Source organism: Absicoccus porci (assembly GCF_003725415.1).
In the GTDB taxonomy this organism is placed as follows: Bacteria; Bacillota_I; Bacilli_A; order Erysipelotrichales; family Erysipelotrichaceae; genus Absicoccus; species Absicoccus porci.
Map to the genome: position 1 here is coordinate 673,240 of NZ_RJQC01000001.1, position 17,869 is coordinate 691,108.

Annotated in this window: 14 protein-coding genes; 1 reads left to right on the forward strand and 13 read right to left on the reverse strand. The window is 38.2% G+C overall.

Annotation, left to right across the window (positions count from 1 at the left end; all coding sequences use genetic code 11):
* Positions 1–51: 51 nt before the first annotated feature.
* Positions 52–777 carry a hypothetical protein gene (locus EDX97_RS03380; protein ID WP_128519777.1) on the forward strand — a complete coding sequence of 242 codons (726 nt, stop codon included), beginning with the start codon at positions 52–54 and terminating at the stop codon, positions 775–777.
* Positions 778–1,054: 277 nt separating this feature from the next.
* Here EDX97_RS03380 and EDX97_RS11835 read toward each other — a convergent pair whose 3' ends face one another.
* From EDX97_RS11835 to EDX97_RS03440, 13 genes are read right to left on the reverse strand one after another with little or no spacing between them, the layout of a single operon-like run.
* Positions 1,055–2,377, reverse strand: coding sequence for a type I restriction endonuclease subunit R, EcoR124 family (locus EDX97_RS11835; protein WP_221175869.1), 1,323 nt, complete (start codon positions 2,375–2,377; stop codon positions 1,055–1,057).
* Positions 2,378–2,388: 11 nt separating this feature from the next.
* Positions 2,389–3,768, reverse strand: a complete 1,380-nt coding sequence (locus EDX97_RS11840; RefSeq protein ID WP_221175870.1) for an HsdR family type I site-specific deoxyribonuclease — start codon at positions 3,766–3,768, stop codon at positions 2,389–2,391.
* A gap of 15 nt (positions 3,769–3,783) precedes the next feature.
* Entirely contained in the window at positions 3,784–4,125 is a 342-nt protein-coding gene (locus tag EDX97_RS03390) for a hypothetical protein (protein ID WP_183164250.1), read from the reverse strand.
* Positions 4,126–4,144: 19 nt separating this feature from the next.
* Entirely contained in the window at positions 4,145–4,726 is a 582-nt protein-coding gene (locus tag EDX97_RS03395) for a restriction endonuclease subunit S (RefSeq protein ID WP_128519779.1), read from the reverse strand.
* Between the two features lie 13 nt (positions 4,727–4,739).
* Complete coding sequence (locus EDX97_RS12015) at positions 4,740–6,035, reverse strand: restriction endonuclease subunit S (protein ID WP_128519780.1); 1,296 nt, start codon at positions 6,033–6,035, stop codon at positions 4,740–4,742.
* A complete protein-coding gene (locus EDX97_RS03405) occupies positions 6,032–7,078 on the reverse strand; it encodes a type I restriction-modification system subunit M (RefSeq protein WP_245977988.1) in 1,047 nt (348 codons plus the stop codon). Before EDX97_RS03405 ends, EDX97_RS12015 begins: the two co-directional genes overlap by 4 nt.
* Positions 7,079–7,128: 50 nt before the next feature.
* On the reverse strand, positions 7,129–7,440 hold the full coding sequence (locus EDX97_RS03410; protein ID WP_128519781.1) for a DUF6508 domain-containing protein: 312 nt from the start codon (positions 7,438–7,440) through the stop codon (positions 7,129–7,131).
* Between the two features lie 15 nt (positions 7,441–7,455).
* A complete protein-coding gene (gene mcrC / locus EDX97_RS03415; protein ID WP_128519782.1) occupies positions 7,456–8,526 on the reverse strand; it encodes a 5-methylcytosine-specific restriction endonuclease system specificity protein McrC in 1,071 nt (356 codons plus the stop codon).
* Positions 8,523–10,919, reverse strand: a complete 2,397-nt coding sequence (locus EDX97_RS03420) for an AAA family ATPase (protein WP_128519783.1) — start codon at positions 10,917–10,919, stop codon at positions 8,523–8,525. The genes mcrC and EDX97_RS03420 overlap by 4 nt, the downstream gene beginning before the upstream one ends.
* A gap of 15 nt (positions 10,920–10,934) precedes the next feature.
* Positions 10,935–14,006 (reverse strand): type I restriction endonuclease subunit R, encoded by a 3,072-nt coding sequence (locus EDX97_RS03425; protein WP_221175871.1) that lies wholly within the window; start codon positions 14,004–14,006, stop codon positions 10,935–10,937.
* A gap of 3 nt (positions 14,007–14,009) precedes the next feature.
* Entirely contained in the window at positions 14,010–14,438 is a 429-nt protein-coding gene (locus EDX97_RS03430; protein WP_128519784.1) for a hypothetical protein, read from the reverse strand.
* Complete coding sequence (locus EDX97_RS03435) at positions 14,431–15,726, reverse strand: restriction endonuclease subunit S (RefSeq protein ID WP_128519785.1); 1,296 nt, start codon at positions 15,724–15,726, stop codon at positions 14,431–14,433. Before EDX97_RS03435 ends, EDX97_RS03430 begins: the two co-directional genes overlap by 8 nt.
* A 12-nt stretch (positions 15,727–15,738) precedes the next feature.
* Positions 15,739–17,841, reverse strand: coding sequence for a type I restriction-modification system subunit M (locus tag EDX97_RS03440; protein ID WP_128519786.1), 2,103 nt, complete (start codon positions 17,839–17,841; stop codon positions 15,739–15,741).
* Between the last annotated feature and the right edge of the window lie 28 nt (positions 17,842–17,869).

The window sequence follows — 17,869 nt, forward strand, 5'->3', positions numbered from 1 at the left end:
TATATGTTTAAATACTTGTTTCTGCATTATTTCTATTATAAAATGAAATATATGAAGATATATTATTATTGTCCAAAGGATAGAAAACTGACAGAAGCTATGAAAGTGCTCGCAAATGCTTTGTATGCATCTCATGAAGATATCGAATTTACTGATCTGAAGCCATGGGAAAATTTGGATACTTTTAGAGACACGACCGTATGTTTTTACGATGCGATAGACTTGTTTCCAGAAGCATTTCCATATATCGGTATTGGAGCAAAACATGACTTTTTAATTGCCCAAAGAGAGGATCTGGGAGATCTTGATATTTCAAAATTAGCGGATCGCTGTCTGCAATTATTTCAAAATCAAACTAAGGTCATATTTGAACGCGGTTCGCAATGCAATATGGACTTTATCATGAAATTGGAAGCAGACTTTGATTCAAGAAACAAGGTCTATTCCAATCAAAAAAAAGACAGATATAAACAGCTGCTGGAATATATGATCCGTCACTATCTGTTAGAAAAGCAGCGTCTCTCAGCGTATATACTGACAAGAAAAGTTGCATCGGAACTGAACGAAAGCCATATGGGAATCAAAAAAGGACAGCGGCTTACGACCAAAAAATCCGTATTGATGAAAAAACAGATCCTGCAATTAAGCAAAGATTTCAATGGAAGCTTGCCCGATACAGAATTGATGAAAGAATTAGGCATCGCCAGAAACACGTATTATAAATACAAGCGTGAGCTTCGCAAAGAATCAGGAAATACTCACAACAAAGAACAATAACTGCATTATCTGTTTTAGATGCTATTTCTATCAATGCTGTATGATCTTTACAATTTGAATCAATATCGTCTCTTTACATATATATTATTTCTCTTATTTTTTGTGAAAACAATGGATCATTTTATGTGTGTCCAAAATTCTACACAGATAGTCATGTATAATTAATATAATATTGACTTTATGAAAAAGACGTGATTTGTGTGAGTAAAGCTAAGCATAATGCGTAAGGCAACAAGTAAAAAAGCATAGCACTCAACACGAATGCTATGCCATATTTTTATATCGTTGGTGCGATACCTTGATATTTATTAAAGAATCCTTTTAATTTGTCGATAACAACATGTTTTTTCTTGGCTCGATTCCCTCCACCGCCGAAACGGCTCATTGGCGGCATCAGAGAATCAATGCCTGTACCCGTCTCTTTGATCATGCCATCGGAAAATGAATTATGGATAAATTTTTCTGTTTCTTTTGGCTTTAACCGTTCATCCGCAACGATCTGATCCAGATCCTTTATCATTTGTTCACTGACATAGGATTTCCAGGACGAAATGACATCATCAACCTCATTGACAGTACTGATAAAATCATCGATCAATTCTTTCTTGCTTCGCAGTTCTGAACTGGAATCTACTGCTTTACGAATCGTGATCAATAGATCCTTGTCTTCACAATGATCTTCTTTATATTTTTCGACAAGCATCAGGATGTAATCAATGTTGACCTCGATCTGACGGATCAATTCCGTTTCGAAAACCAGATCATCAGCAATGTCTTTTTTATCTTTTATCTTTGGAGTCAATGAATCATGGATATCCTGATATCTTCCCATATAATCCTGGAAATCACGTTCAGAAATGATCTCATTTCCTTTAAAATCATCGAATGATGAAAGCAAATTCCGCATACGAAGAATAGCACCAAATAATGTGACAAATTCTTTCTGATTGTTTTCACCAGTAATTCGTGGATCAGATAATGGAAATTTACTGCATAATTTTTCGATCATCTCTACATATCCTGGATTGTGTTTGCCATTTTCATCAAATCCATTGTAGTAATCGGTGAATCGTTTCATCAATACGATACCGCCAGCATCTTTATCGCCAAACAACGAGATCGCATCATCAACTTCTTTTTGCAGATTACGGAAACAAACGATATTTCCAAATGTCTTGATCGAATTGAGGATACGATTGGTCCGGCTGAATGCCTGGATCAGTCCATGCATCTTCAAGTTCTTATCGACCCATAATGTATTCAATGTCGTTGCATCAAAACCGGTCAAAAACATATTGACCACGATCAAAAGGTCCAGTTCCCTATTCTTCATGCGAAGAGAAACGTCTTTATAATAATTCTGGAATTTATCACTGGATGTATCATAATTCGTGTTGAACATCTCATTATAATCTTTGATCGCATTTTCCAAGAAATCACGGCTTGATGCATCCAGATTGTTCGTATCTTCTGAATTTTCTTCATCCAGAGCACCGATCATCTTCACTTCTTCATTGGGAGCATAACTGTATATTGTTGCGATACGCAATTTCTTGGAAGGGTCTTTTGCCATCTGCCGTTTGAATTCTGTGTAATACATCTTTGCTGCATCTACGAATGAGTAGGTGTGCCTGTAAAACCAAACAAATGATACTTCTTGAAATTCTTAACGATCAGCTTATGCATATCACCAAACTGTGACCGATGACATTCATCAAAGATCACAACGATATGTTTAGAATAGACCGGATGTTTGGGATTCTTCTTGCAGAAAGTCGATAATTTCTGGATCGTTGTGATGATGATCTTCGCATTTGGATCTTCCAGTTGCCGTTTCAACACAGCCGTTGAAGTATTGCTGTTGGCAGCTCCTTTTTCAAAACGATCGTATTCTTTCATTGTCTGATAATCCAGATCCTTACGGTCTACAACAAACAATACCTTATCGATATACGGAATCTGTGTTGCCAATCGGGCTGTTTTGAATGAAGTCAATGTTTTCCCCGATCCGGTTGTATGCCAGATATATCCCCCACCGGCAACCGTACCGTATTTCTTATAATTATTCGCAATCTCAATACGATTCAAGATCCGTTCAGTTGCCGTGATCTGATAAGGACGCATGACCATCAATAAATTTTCAGATGTAAAGATGCAATATTTTGTTAATACAGCCAACAATGTATGCCGATTAAAGAAAGTTCGTGTAAAATCAAACAAATCTGGAATGATCTTATTGTTGGCATCTGACCAGAAAGATGTAAATTCAAAGCTGTTGCTTGTTTTATTCTGTCTGGTTCGGCTGGATCTGGCATCACTGATTGCATTGGAACGCGTACTATTAGAGTAATACTTGGTATTAGTACCATTCGAAATGACAAAGATCTGTACATATTCATACAGACCACATCCAGCCCAGAAAGAATCTCGTTGATAGCGATCAATCTGATTGAATGCTTCGCGAATTGGTACACCACGCCTTTTCAATTCAATATGAACCAAAGGCAATCCATTAACAAGAATCGTTACATCATAGCGATTATCGTATCTTGCACCATTTTCTTTTCCATTCTCATACTGATTGATGACCTGTAGATAATTGTTCTGAATATGAGTCTTATCGATCAAACGAATGTTTTTTGATGTACCATCATCACGTTTTAATACTTGTACATAGTCTTCCTGAATTTTCCGAGTCTTTTCTATGATATGTTCGTTTGGATTAGCAATTGATTCATTAAAGAATCGTTTCCATTCATCCGAAGAAAATTGATAGTCATTCAATCTTTCAATTCGATCTCGCAAATTATTGATCAAATCATTTTCAGAATGAATGGGTAAATAATCATAACCCTGTTCGGTCAACATCTGGATAAATTCTTTTTCTAGATCTGCTTCATTTTGATAATTATTGACCCGTTTTTTATTTGATTTATATTCAGTAATGACTGTATTTTTCGTCGTTTCAGCAACAATATTAAAATAGGACATGGACATCACCTCCAATTAAATCAATGACATAATCACTAAAACTCTATAAATAAATAATTCTATTGTTGCAATAAATCCGAGCCACATAAAGACTTTATTGGCTATTTTACCTGCTATAGAATTACAAATACCCCATTTAAAGAAATGGTCCAGAACAAAAACAATACCCAAAGTTCCGAATGCTAATAATTCTCCAATTAATGCATCTGCATGATAATCATTATCTAATGTATCAACATCCGCTAAAACTCCTCCGATAGCTCCACCAGCAATTGCTATCGCACATTCAGCTGGAGTATTTATACTTGTAAAGGCTAAAGCATCTGCCATACCTACAGTTAGATGGGTTTTAGACATCATAATTCATTATCACCTTTCATTTTAATTCTTTAAATGTCAATAATTGATTTCGATAGTATTCATATCGCTTTTGATTGGCTTCAATCTCTGCAGGAATTCCAGCACTTAGATCATTGCAAAGGTCATCAAATTTATCGAGAATTGCAACAATCTCTTTTTGTCTTTCTATGGTAGGAATTGTAAATGTGTAATTCATTACCGCTTTTTTATCTCCACGCGGCATTTTAGCACCCTTTGCATATTGCATATCATAATCAAAAAACGACTCAGAAGACAAAACATAATATAGAAATTTTGAAGTTACTATTTGATTATTTTTAATTGTAATATCTAAAACGTCACCGTTTGTACCACCATCGTTTTTGGCCAGCCATATTTTTCTTAAATATGGTCTGATATTACCAATCAACACATCTCCTTTGTGATAATTAATAAGTCTTCCCTCTGTAGGAACATATTCTGATTTTTTGATTCCTGCCTTGTTTTGAAGTAAATTATCAACCCCAACATATGTTGAAGCATCCAAAAGTGAAGCATCAATTCGTTCCTTTTGATATTCAGCTATATCACTTAATAAAACATTTGCATATCCGAACACGTACTGAAGCAACTTAATCAGATTCCTTCGTTGTTCGTTGTTCGTTGTTCGTTGTTCGTTGTTCGTTGTTCGTCAAGATGGTGTTGCCATTCTCAGCGAATGTCAAGAGCTGATTACGATAAAATTCATATTGTTTTTGTCGTGCTTCTATTTCAGCAGGCAAACCAATATTCAAATCAGAACAAATAGAGTTAAAGTTGTCGAGAACTTCAACTAGACGATTTTGTACCTCCAAAGAAGGTAAAGGAACTTCAATATTGGCTAATGTATTCGGAGTAACTTCAATTACTTTTGTGCCATGTGCTAGTTTTTTCTTTTGCTTGAAGAAAGCATTTGAAGAAAAGTAATAAGACAAATATTTAGCATTTTGTTGATGACTAATAATTGCTGTATGTCCGCTAACAGCTATATCTTTATCTCCTAACCACGCTACAGATTTGCAAACATCTTCAATATTTTCACTTGTAACAGCCATAACAATATCATTTTTCTTGGCTTTTTTTGAATTGCTATATGCTTCTTCATTGATTGTTGTCAATGTTGTATCAGCATATGTTCCATAATGGGTATAAATTTGACCATAATGAATACAAGGTAAACCATTATCAACAAAGTCTTTCTTTTGAAAATTACCTCCACGACTAATTACAGCAAATTCTCCTAATTTTATTTTAGGAATTTCTGCATTATTATTTAGCAAAGTATCTCTATAATATTCATACTGCTTCTTCCGAGCTGCAAGCTCGGCTGATAGCAGCGTGAACTCGTCCAATATACGGACAATTTCACGCTGTACCGGCAGGGCCGGTAGCGGAACCTTAACTCTACTCATTTTATCTTTCGAAACATTAAAACGAGTAACTCCATTTGCAGTTTTCCTAATTTGATAGCGTAGATTATCAGATCTAAACAAGTGTTTAGCAAAATCTGGAATTAATATTTCAGGATTATCTAATCTAAAGAAAAAACAAAAACTATTTAAATATAAAGGTTCAGTCGGTTGTTCGGTAATAACCGATGAAAATCCGCATTCATCCGGCGTTTCAGAAGAACCAGTAAAAATAATGTCTCCTAACTTTAACGTTCTTTGGTTTTCTTCTTCTGATATTTTTACTCTATCAGAAGGATGAATATCCAAAGCAGGGTTTTGATAAACATTTTTATATGAAATAAAAACAGCATTTCCATCAACAAAATCTTTCTTTGACTTACCAGTGATTCCACCATAAAAATGACCTAATTCACCAAGCGTTTTAAATTTCACGCCATCCGGACAGTATTCCTGAATTAAATCGTCTAATCTACTCATAATGTCTCTCCATTTTCGATCTCAGCAATGATCTTATCGATCTCATCACGTAGTTTCTGCTCACGAGCAACAATTTCTTTTATTTCAGCATTCAATTTAACGATATCAACCTTTTCTCTTGTATCTTCTGGTTCTACATAAGTTGATACAGATAAGTTATATTCATTTTCCTGAATTTCTTTGCCAATAGCCAAATGAGCAAAGTGCTCTACTTCTTCCCTTTTGGCAAAGGTTTCTACAATCTTATCGATATTTTCATCGGTTAAAATATTATTGTTTGTTGCTTTTGTGAATTCATTTGAAGCATCAATAAATAAGATATTTGAATCCTTTTTATCTTTCTTTAAGACCATGATGCAGGTAGCAATCGAAGTACCAAAGAAAAGATTACTTGGTAGCTGAATTACGCAGTCAATGAAGTTTCCATCTACCAAATACTGTCGAATCTTCTTTTCTTTACCACCTCGATACATAATGCCAGGAAAACAAACGATTGAAGCAACGCCATTAGGTGCTAACCATGACAAACTATGCATGATAAAAGCCAGATCCGCTTTGCTTTTTGGTGCTAATACACCTGCAGGAGAAAATCGAGGATCATTGATCAGTGTTGCATCATCATCCCCTACCCATTTTATTGAATAAGGCGGATTGGAAACAATCAGTTCAAACGGTTCGTCATCCCAATGTTTTGGGTCAATCAATGTATCACCACACTGAATGTCAAACTTATCAAATTCGATATTATGAAGGAACATGTTGATGCGACAAAGATTGTATGTTGTGATATTGATTTCTTGTCCAAAGAAACCTACACGAACAGCATCTTTGCCTAATACTGCTTCAGATTTAAGAAGTAGCGACCCTGAACCGCACGCGGGATCTATCAAGACGCAATCTTTGATACAAGCATATATGTAGTTGAAAGCCCAGAAACAGCGTGAAATAGCGCTATTTCTGGGTTCTTTCCTGTATGTAGGGCCACTTTGATAGCAGCCCATTTTGGCATTTTGTGTTCGGTATGCTGTTGTTTCTGCTACCAAAGCGACACCTCTTTTATCAATAATTAAAAAGTATGGCAAAATTAAAAGGTTTAATCCTGCAAAGTTTCAACCATACGTTCCAACAAGGAATCAACCTGACCGGCCTGCTTTCTTCTTGCAAAAGAGCCATTACTAAAATGGTCTTCTCTCAGCAAAGCAGTAAGCAATGCTGTACAAAGCTCATAATCAGCAGTAGGGACACGCTGAAGTTCCTCATTGCAGTTAATTGGTTCAGTTACCATATAATCAGAATAATTTACCTTTAGGTCTCCTAACTGTTCTAGCAGGTCGTAATAAACAGACTCATTTCCCGGATGGGACAAAACTGCTTGAATAGCTTTTATTTTATCTTGATTGTTCACAAGCCGTCCTCCCATCTAATTAGCTTTTATAATGCCGGTAAAGTGTGCTTCCGCAATTCTATCCATCTGTGCGGCAATCTCTGAAAACGGTAGATTCAAATCAAGCGTCTTTACACTTATTTGACTACCGTGCATCTGATACACGTTGTCCGGCTGGATTTCTTCTTCCGTTTTAGCATAAAGAAGCATACCTGAAACTGTATTATCTTCTTCTCCAAATTGATAGCTGCGATTTTTTACATAGGTAAAAATCTGATACAGGTTGTTTGAATGAAGAGTATGCTTATCAAACTGGACTTGTGTCGTGTGGCTATAGTATTTTGCATCAATGATAAGCACCGTATTTCCACGCTGTAGATGAATATCACTTTGCATAACCGGAAGCATAGTCCCAACGCCATCATCAAGTGCCCACGGAATCTGTGATGCACTGACAGACAAAGCTGGATAATGTCTGCTGTAATACTCCAGAATAAATTTTTCATACAGCCTGCACATACGCTGCTCATCTACAAAGGATGCCAATCTATAATCACCTGCATCTGTCGTAATAAGCATTCCTTCAATAATCAACTGACAGATACTAACCAGCATTCTATACGTTTGATTATTACGCTGAAAACGAATGGACGACCATTTTATCCCTGTGGGCTCAATAACATCCACATTGGAAAAGTACAGCATTTTTTTCTTCAAGTCATCCTTGTACTTTGCTTGCACTTTTCCGTTTCGCAGAAGGAGCATCACTGTCGTTTTCAGGATTTGGTTTAACGTATTATTTTCTGACAGTTCATCAAAATCGCAGGTGAGCACTCTTTCATGTGCCAGCTTATTTTTTATTGTACCCGGCATATTTATTTTACCACGCATAACAGGCAGCTCTTCCTGACGGCTTATATATTCTCTGTATAGGCCCTGCTTTAACTGCAACCCTATGCCTTTAGCTAGGATTGCAGCCAGCAGATTATACATTTCATCAAAAGACTCCACTGCAACATCATCGTAGGTCTCCTGATTCAGCGTCTGAAAGGCGTAAGAAAGCATGTGATAAATATTATTGATTAGAATGCTTTTATCCTTTGTCATTGAAATACACCATGCAAAATATTCTCCCAACGCTGCAGCTTATCGGCATCGTCAAACCAGTATTCTGCTAACATTGGTAGCACATCAAAATCAACCACATCTTGCATCCACTCATCTGTGCATTCATCCACATTGCAGAAATAACTATGACCAATGCAGAATCCCTTACCCAACGATTTGTCTTTTGCAATTTCTCTGTTCAGTTCCTTAATGCGGTCAATCAGAGTATTGAATGTGTCATTTGCGAATCCTTCCTGATACTTAATAAAGCCTTCCGAATCAAAGCCCGGTTCCATATCAAAAAAGCTAAATCGGCGGCGAAGTGCATAATCAATCATCGCCAAACTTCTATCAGCAGTGTTCATCATACCAATGATATGCAGACGTTTTGGAACAGAGAAGCTGAGACCGTTATAGGCCAATGTTGCCTTTGTTTCTCTGTAATCCGCTTCAATCAACATCAGCAATTCACCGAAGATTTTACTCATGTTTCCTCGGTTAATCTCATCAATGATAAAGAAATAATCCTTATCTGGATGGTTTGCTGCTTTCTGACAGAACCTATAGAAAATACCATATTTCAGTTCAAAACCATCCTCGACTGGCTTATAACCCATCATGAAATCTTCATAGGAATAGTTCTGATGGAATTGCACAAACTCGATGCGGTCATCATCTTTCTCACCCATAATCGAATAAGCCAGACGCTTAGCTGCATAAGTCTTTCCGACACCGGGTGCACCCTGAAGGATGATGTTTTTCTTCTTTGTGAGAACAGCTACAAGACGGTCATATTTTGCCTCGGTCATATAAACCTGTTCTAGGAATTTTTCTTTCGAATACTCATCTTTCGTCTTCTCAGATGTAGGCGCTGGATTCTCTTCACGAATCAGGTCGATGATAAATTCGTATTCACCCTTTGTTAATTTGAACAGACTACCCTGAGTGATACTAAAGTATTCCATCTTCTCAAGCTCAGGACAAGCCTTCAATGTTGCAAAATCTATCGGTGATGATAAGCCTTCCAGCTTCTCGAAATAGATTCTCTGTCCATCCTGCTCTGCGCTTACACGGAATACAGCTACAATCTGCTTCACTGGAGTGGACTCATAGCCAATAACCATATCACCGGCTTTTGCGTCAATGAAGTTTTGGAAGATTCTACGCTTGTTTCCATTATCGTTAAACAAGGTATAATCCTGAACTTCTCCCACCGGCATGCTGGACATGCTCCACATTTTCGGATTCGCATTTAAGAACCAGTAGTGCTGTCCATCTTCTCCTTCAGGTAGCTGTGCGTATAATGGGACATTTGTCAAATCTACGTGGTCAAGAGCTGATGCTAACTCATCTCGAAGTTTCCATACATAAGAACCTTCTTCATCCTTATTAGCATCTTTACCAACATATAAAACCGGCCACAAGCGAGAACTTTCATCATCTCTAGCCATAACAGGGCATCCCGTTTTTGCAATTACACGTCTTGCAAGAGCCTGAGAACCGCTGTTATAAAAGTTCTTTGTTTCACCATACTTTACAGCAAGCTGAGTACAGGTTGCCTTACCGCCGTAGTCCTTCATTCTTTTCATAATTTCGAGACTACTGTCATTGAACACTTCTGAATCACCGAGAAGTCCAATCCAATCTTCGACTGTTAATGCCGGAGTATAGTCAGTCGGCCACCACTCGTCAGCTTTAGGCCCTTCTTCCTCTTTGTTCCAATAGCGAGAAATGAAGAATCCTACATCAATTGTCAGTGTGCGTAACTCTGGGTCAGGATAGCATGTAGATGTAATCTGGGAATTAAGCAGATTTCTAAGCTCATCATCCTGCTGCAGTTCAGCGCATATCTCATCATAGAATGCCACAAAGTTTCTGATGTTATCCGCATAGGCTCCCTTCTTGAAACGATAATCGCTTTCAAGTTCCGATGAGACAGCTTTCACTTCGCTCAATTTATAGATGTAATATTTATCCGGATAACGCAGCCACAAATATGTCATTATCGCATTCTCATACTGATAATGCTGCGCTGCTCCGTTTCCGTAGCGCTCTAACAATGTATTAGATTTATTTTTGAAGTTAGCCACTCTCTCGTATAAATCTTTACTCTCATCATAGAGTTCGATATACATCGAGCGCACTTCTTCCGGAGCAATCTCCGCAAACTTTGTAATCATTCTTGCTGGGAAGTTGTTCACAGACGCAAGCAAATTAGCAGTCTGCGCAAGAGCCTTTGTAAGCATCTGCGCAAAGTCATCTGAATTAACATCCCAATTCAACTGGAAGCATTGTACAGCTTCCCATTTATATTTTTCATTAGGCCACTGCTGCTGTACAAAACGCTTTTTATACTCTACCAGCACCTCTTTTAGTCGAAATTTGTCGAACACTGTTTTTCACCGCCTTTACAATGATTCTCTGAGACTCTTATAAATCTCCCCTGAGAAAATACCCAGCACCTGACGTTTCATTTCATCATTCGACAGCAGCATTGAGAAGAAGTCTTGATTCTGCGATAATCCCTCAATGAGCGCATCATCAATATCATCGAAATAAGAGAACTCGAAGTCTTGCTGCGTATTATTTTTAGCACTGGTCTTGAGCTTGTCTGATTTCATCAGGATATCTCTAATCTGCAGCATAGCCTTTACAACAACATCATTATCATAGTTCTTGCCGGTTCTGCTATTAATTTCGTCAATAATTTCAGACAGTCTCTTTTCCTTATCCTCCGTGAGGCCAAAATGCTCCGCCGTTGGTAGTTTCATTACAGGCTTTGCTACGAGGTCAGAAGAAAGATGTTCTTCGCCCTTTTTCTGGACAAATTGGGATGCCTTAATCTTACCATCCAAATTGAATCCACCGCCCGGATGCTTGATATTGATATAAGCTAACAGGTACGAGATGAAGTTGTACTTCTTATGCAAATCAGTGTCTTCAAAGCTGGAAACCTGAAGAAGGAACTCATAGTAGCGAACAAATCCACGCATATCCGCCACAGCCTGACGCTGGGTTTCATATTCATAATGTTCCAGCAGCTTCTTACTTTTCTGAAGGAAGAATGTCAATCTCTGCTTCTGCTTTCCTGTCACTTTCTGTGAATAGAGAATATCATTCGCAGCTTCAATATCTGCCGGGTCAAACAGTGCATAGGCATCGATAGTCGCTTCCAAATCATAAATGGCATTTGGCGTTACCGAATTTGCCAACAGTGTCGTTGTGTAGTACGGAGCAAACGCTGCTTTGATATCTTCATATGTATTTACGAAGTCCAGTACAAAGGTCTTCTTATCATACGGAGCACAGATACGATTCAGTCTGGAAAGAGTCTGAACAGCATTTACACCCTTCAACTTTTTCAGCACATACATCGCACACAGCTTTGGCTGGTCAAAACCGGTCTGATATTTATTTGCTACCAAAAGCACCTGATAGTTATCTGTATCGAATTCTTTTGTTAGTCTATCCTCTGGGAATCCATTGATAGATGCTTCGGTATACTCTTTATCATCATCCGGAAGTTTTACTTTTCCAGAAAATGCAACAAGCGCATGAATTCCATCATAACCTTTCTTAGTGATGTACTCCTCAAAAGCCTGACGATATTTCACAGCGCCCTGTCTTGAGGCTGTGATAACCATTGCCTTAGCCTGTCCGCCGAGTTCCTGCATTACTGTTGTACGGAAATGCTCAACAATTACCTCAACACGCTGTGCGATATTGGTTTCGTGTAGTTCTATGAAACGAGCAATCTGTCTCTTAGCAGCATTTGTTTTACAACGAGGGTCATCTTCGATTTCCTTGTTAAGCTGATAGAAGGTTGAATACTCTGTATAGTTCTGGAGAACATCAAGAATAAATCCTTCTTCGATAGCCTGCTTCATTGAGTAAACATGGAATGCTTCTCTCTGTCCATGCTTATTCAAGCGTCCAAACAACTGAATTGTCGTCGGTTTAGGTGTTGCTGTGAATGCAAAAATCGATACATTGGCCTGCTTACCGTTTCTCTTAATTTCACTGGAAATCATGTCTTCAACATCTGCCTCAGTCTGGTCACCAGAACCAAGAGACATTGTAACTGCTGCCATATCTTTACCAGCAGTAGACGAATGCGCCTCATCGATGATTACAGCAAAGCTCTTATTTTCAAGTCCTTTTACGCTATCCACGATATAAGGGAACTTTTGTATTGTCGTTGCAATTATCTTTGTATTACCATTCAATGCAATCGCAAGGTCAGCAGAGTTGCACTTATCATCCATAACACGAATCAGTCCAGCCTTATGCTCCATTCCCATGATTGCTTTCTGGAGCTGGCGGTCAACAACAACTCGGTCAGTTACAATGATAATATTATCAAAGATAATCTTGTTCTCTGCGTCATGAAGAGAAGTCAAACGGTGTGCCAGCCATGCGATTGAATTTGTTTTACCGGAACCAGCACTATGCTGAATCAGATAATTCTGAGAAGTACGATTTTCTCTAACATCAGCGAGTACTTTTCGGATGACATCAAGCTGATGATAACGAGGGAAAATCAAATTTTCAGAACGCTTGATTTTTCCGGTTTTATCATCAACTTTTTCTTTTGTCTCAACAAAAATAAACTTGCTGATTAAATCCAGAATCGTATCCTTTGTCAGGATATCTTCCCACATGTAGGATACGCTATATTTATCTTCGAATACCGGATTACCAGCACCTGCAGTTACGCCCTCTCCGTTACCCATATTGAATGGAAGGAAGAACGTTGCATCACCTGCAAGTTTTGTCGTCATATACACTTCTTCCAAGTCCATTGCAAAGTTTACGAGAGTACCTGCTTTGAACATAAAAAGACGGGTCTTAGGACTACGGTCAGTTCTGAACTGGTAAATCGCATCCTGATAAGACTGACCTGCTGCGTTACACTTCAACTCGAATGCAATGATAGCTAATCCATTCAGGAAGATAACAACATCGATTCGTTCCTTATCACTGGCCCACACTTCTTCCATTGCAGAGAAAATATTCTGACCATACTTTCTGGTCAAATCAGGATTGAATGTAGTTGCTGGTTTTGTATACATCAATTCCAGCTTCTGATTGGAAATTTCAATTCCATGCTTCAGCACATCCAAAAGACTTCCACGAGTCTTTGTTGCTTCTGCATTGATAAAGCTGACAATGGTATCCTCCAAATCAGCCTTATATATTTTTCTCAAGTAATCCATCGTTTCGTGCTGTGTATCTTCAAGAAACTTGAACAGAATCTCACGGTCGACTGCAAAGTATCGGTCAAAGTTACTCGCCTTACGAATAATGTAGCCATTATCCTTTTCCAATCTCTCAAGAAGAAACTTCTGATATTCCTTTTCAGAAACGATTGATGTGTGATGAATAAGCATCTCGCTATAAGCAGATACTCGCTTTGCTGTATTTTCTGCATGTTTTTCTGCATCAAATTCTGTAGTTTCAACAGTTATATTCTTATCCATCGCTCACGCCTCCTTCCTGATATGCTCTCCGGTTTCGAGATTGATAAATTCATTCAACTTTATCTTTCCTTCGAAATCGGCTCCGTATTCACCAGCTCTTGTCTGGTCATCAAATTTAAAACTATTGTTATAGTATCGACCCGATTTAGTCTTGCGAATCAAATCATGCTGAATCATAAAGTCGATAACACGGTAATGATTCTCTATATCGTCACCATTAAGGTAAAAACAGATAACTCCAGTATCCATCATCTGCACTTCCATATCTGTGCATTTGCATTCATAGCAGGCACCTGCTTCAATCGCTGCTTCGCATATTTTCTGAGCGAACTCTTGGTCGTCAAAAAAGTACATCCATTTGCCACATTTATGCTTTTCCAGCTTGTCCTCTTGCCCGGACAGGTACCAACACCATCCGCCCATTTTAAGCATCAGCTGGCACCTCCTTCTTGCCTGTGACATACTCGTAAATCATTGTTTTCTTATATTCATCCAGTGTTTCAAGCTGTTCTCTTTTCGCTGTGATTACAGCATCAACTTTGCAAAGCACACTATCGATATGTTCCACAATTCTGTTTTGCTCATCAACTGGAGGAACAGGATAAAACAATTCTGATAGTTTGTTCCATCTCAAGTCACAAGAACGAACACGAATACCGGTTGACATAGCTAAGAAAACATCACTGTATGCCATACTTCTTAAATAATACATAATGTATCGTTTGTTCTGCTCTGTATCCAGCACATTTAAAACTGGTGATGCTTTTCCTCTAGAGTCAGAAATTCCAATCGCTCCAGCAAAACCATCCATACCGTGAACAACTAAATCACCAACATCAATTCCTTGATAGCCGATTTCTTTATCAGCCATTGTAAATCCATCTTCTCTACGATTACTTCTAAGAGTCACTTCTCCATCTCTAAAGCAGGTAATTACACCATCATCTTCTCGAGTTGTTTTCTGAATATACTTAAGAATGTATTTCCCTCGAACACATTTCCAGTGATTTGGCATCTTTCCAATCCATTGAATGTTGGTTTCTTTATAGTCAACACTCTGATTAAGACCTTTAGTCACACACTCTGTGATTACGGTTTTCTTATATGATTCCAATACCTCAACCTGTTGCTGAATGTTTGCTATTAGTGCTTCAATTTTTTCACATTGAATATCTAAATAGTCAGATATCCTTCTTTGTGTTTCGATTGGAGCCACAGGAATATACAAACCCCCAAATTTATCCATAGGGATTCGCATCCTAATCGTATTCAATTTACCATTGTTCGATTCTTTCATTAAAATCCCGTTTCCCAAACCAAACAAACTCCTCTGAAATATAGTTGTTTGGAAAATATAATTATAAAATCGAACATCTTCGTTGTTACGAAGCGGTCTCAACATATAATAAACTGGACTAACACATCCAAAATATTTAGATAATCCAACCGAACCAGAGAGTATGTTCATGCTGTTCATGACTATATCGCCCGGATAAGCCAAACGATAACCACTTAAATCTTCTTTAGGCTTGTTACCGCCTCCTTCTTTTTGGTCATGCGGAATGACTCCTTGTTTAGCAGTTAACGAAAGAATATCACTTGTTTGGACAGGATTATTTTTTTCGATTCTTTCCTGAAGGCAGTATTTTATTTTTTTTAGCTTCCATGAAGCCGGATATTTGCCCAGCCATTGGATTCCACTTTCAATCATTGCATCCATTTTTGCACCACCTTACCCGAACAATTCTTCAACTTGTTTACTAACGGATTGTTCTAATTCCGTGAAACGATTTTCTAGTACCTCACTTGTAGCTGGTGCCTGATATCTATAAAAAGTTCTAGTAAATGGAATCTCTGCACCAGTCTTTATAACAGGTTTCTTTGCTGTAAGGTTTTCTTCAAAGAATGCTGTTGCATCCGGAATATATGGAAGTACCTCTCTTTCCATATAACTATTAATATCCTCTTCATATGGAACTATTTCTGTATCCTTAGTTTCTTTATCAAAGAGAATATTTCCTTTTCTATCTTTTTGTATTACTGCTTTCTTATCCATAGTGGAAAGACCATCAGCAATTTTATCAAGCAGTTTCTTATCTGTGGTGATTGCGGCAAGCACCTTTCGTAGCACTGGATTAAACTCACTCGGTGAGTAATAGATATCGTTAGAAACCGAGTCCTCTAACGCTTCTAAAATAGCATCATATGTATCTTTATTTTCAAGGAACTGCTCCAACTTTTTCTGCTCTTTTCCACTTAATTCTTCTGCATTCTGGAGCTCATTAACTTTGCCTTCATCATACAACGAAGAAAGAGCTCCCTTTGTAAGCATAGCCATAATTCTATCATGCGTAATGCTGTAGCTTCTCTGCAGCGGCTGCATAACAACATACTCTTTATATATAAATTCCTCATTTCTGAAAATTCTACTAAACTCATTCTCTTCAAAATTGGCATATAGTTTAGTGATTTCAGTTCTATCTTCAGGAGAGATTTCGTTTCTTTTGTCTCCTAGCGCTTTACGTAATCTATGGCAAAATGAAGATGCATCAATAAGTTGTACTTTACCCTTTCTTTCAGGACGCTTATTTTTTGAGAGCACCCAAATATAAGTGGCAATTCCAGTATTGTAGAACAAATCGACCGGAAGGCCTATAATCGCCTCAATCAAATCATTTTCCAGCATCCATTTCCTTATCTGGCTCTCACCAGAAGATGTACCACCATTAAAGAGTGGGCTACCGTTTTCAATAACAGCTGCTCTACCAAAATTGTCATCCATCTTGTCAATAGCTGACTGAAGGAACAACATCTGCATATCACCGGAACCCGGAAGTCCAGCGCCCCAGCGTCCGTCAAATCCCTTGGCATATTCGTCATTAACAGCCTTTTCTACACCTTCAGCAGCATCTTTACCGCCCCAAGGTGTACCAAAAGGAGGATTTTCAATTACGAAACGCATCTTCGTTCCCTCAAAGCGGTCCTTCTTCATGGTATCCTGATAACAGATATTTTCCGCATTCTGTCCTTTGATAAGCATCTCTGCAAGACAAATAGCATAAGATTCAGGATTAATTTCCTGACCAAAAAGGCGCACGTCAGCTGTCGGGTTATAACGCTTGATGAAGTTGTATCCCGTGGAAAGCATACCGCCGGTTCCGCACGCTTGGTCCAAAACTGTAATAACTTTACCGTCATCGAAAATATCGTCGCAGCCTTCAGCCAAGAGAATGTTTACCATCAACTTGATAATGTCACGGCCAGTATAGTGGTCACCAGCCTCTGCATTTTCAGAGAATCTACGGATGAGGTCCTCGAAAATATATCCCATCTTTACATTGTCGATAGTACGAGGATTCAAATCCAATTCAGAGAAAGCCTTAACAACACTGAGCAGACGATTGTTCTTATCCATCTTGTCAATTTGCTTATAAAAGTCGAGACCTTTCTCAGCAGATACAATAATCTCCTGAACATTCGGTGAAAAGCTCTGCAAATATGCTTTGAAGTTTGCAGCCAAATGGTCTGCATCATTAATCAGCTCGGCCAGTGTAAACTCACTAGTATTGTAGAACTGAAAACCAGAAATACGATACATCGCCTTTGCCGGATAGTTCGGATTCGCTTTGAACTGTGCTACCACCTTGTCCTTGGTAGGTTCCAGTGCACACTCAAAACGTCTGATGATAACCATTGGAATGATTACATCCTTGTATTTATCACTCTGGTATGTACCACGCAGTTTGTTTGCGATGGACCAGATAAAATTGACCTCTGTTGATACATCGATAGGGGAATCATCCCACATTGCATCGATTGTCTGCTTTTGTGCCATTATATTTTCCTCCATTCAGACTAAGAGC

What these genes read in the sequence shown, in the direction of transcription:
- EDX97_RS11835 (WP_221175869.1), bottom strand. Translation starts at nt 2,377, where the DNA reads ATGTATTACACAGAATTCAAACGGCAGATGGCAAAAGACCCTTCCAAG.
- EDX97_RS03435 (WP_128519785.1), bottom strand. Translation starts at nt 15,726, where the DNA reads ATGGATGCAATGATTGAAAGTGGAATCCAATGGCTGGGCAAATATCCG.
- EDX97_RS03430 (WP_128519784.1), bottom strand. Translation starts at nt 14,438, where the DNA reads ATGCTTAAAATGGGCGGATGGTGTTGGTACCTGTCCGGGCAAGAGGAC.
- EDX97_RS03380 (WP_128519777.1), top strand. Translation starts at nt 52, where the DNA reads ATGAAGATATATTATTATTGTCCAAAGGATAGAAAACTGACAGAAGCT.
- EDX97_RS03440 (WP_128519786.1), bottom strand. Translation starts at nt 17,841, where the DNA reads ATGGCACAAAAGCAGACAATCGATGCAATGTGGGATGATTCCCCTATC.
- mcrC (WP_128519782.1), bottom strand. Translation starts at nt 8,526, where the DNA reads ATGACAAAGGATAAAAGCATTCTAATCAATAATATTTATCACATGCTT.
- EDX97_RS03425 (WP_221175871.1), bottom strand. Translation starts at nt 14,006, where the DNA reads ATGGATAAGAATATAACTGTTGAAACTACAGAATTTGATGCAGAAAAA.
- EDX97_RS12015 (WP_128519780.1), bottom strand. Translation starts at nt 6,035, where the DNA reads ATGAGTAGATTAGACGATTTAATTCAGGAATACTGTCCGGATGGCGTG.
- EDX97_RS03390 (WP_183164250.1), bottom strand. Translation starts at nt 4,125, where the DNA reads ATGTCTAAAACCCATCTAACTGTAGGTATGGCAGATGCTTTAGCCTTT.
- EDX97_RS11840 (WP_221175870.1), bottom strand. Translation starts at nt 3,768, where the DNA reads ATGTCCTATTTTAATATTGTTGCTGAAACGACGAAAAATACAGTCATT.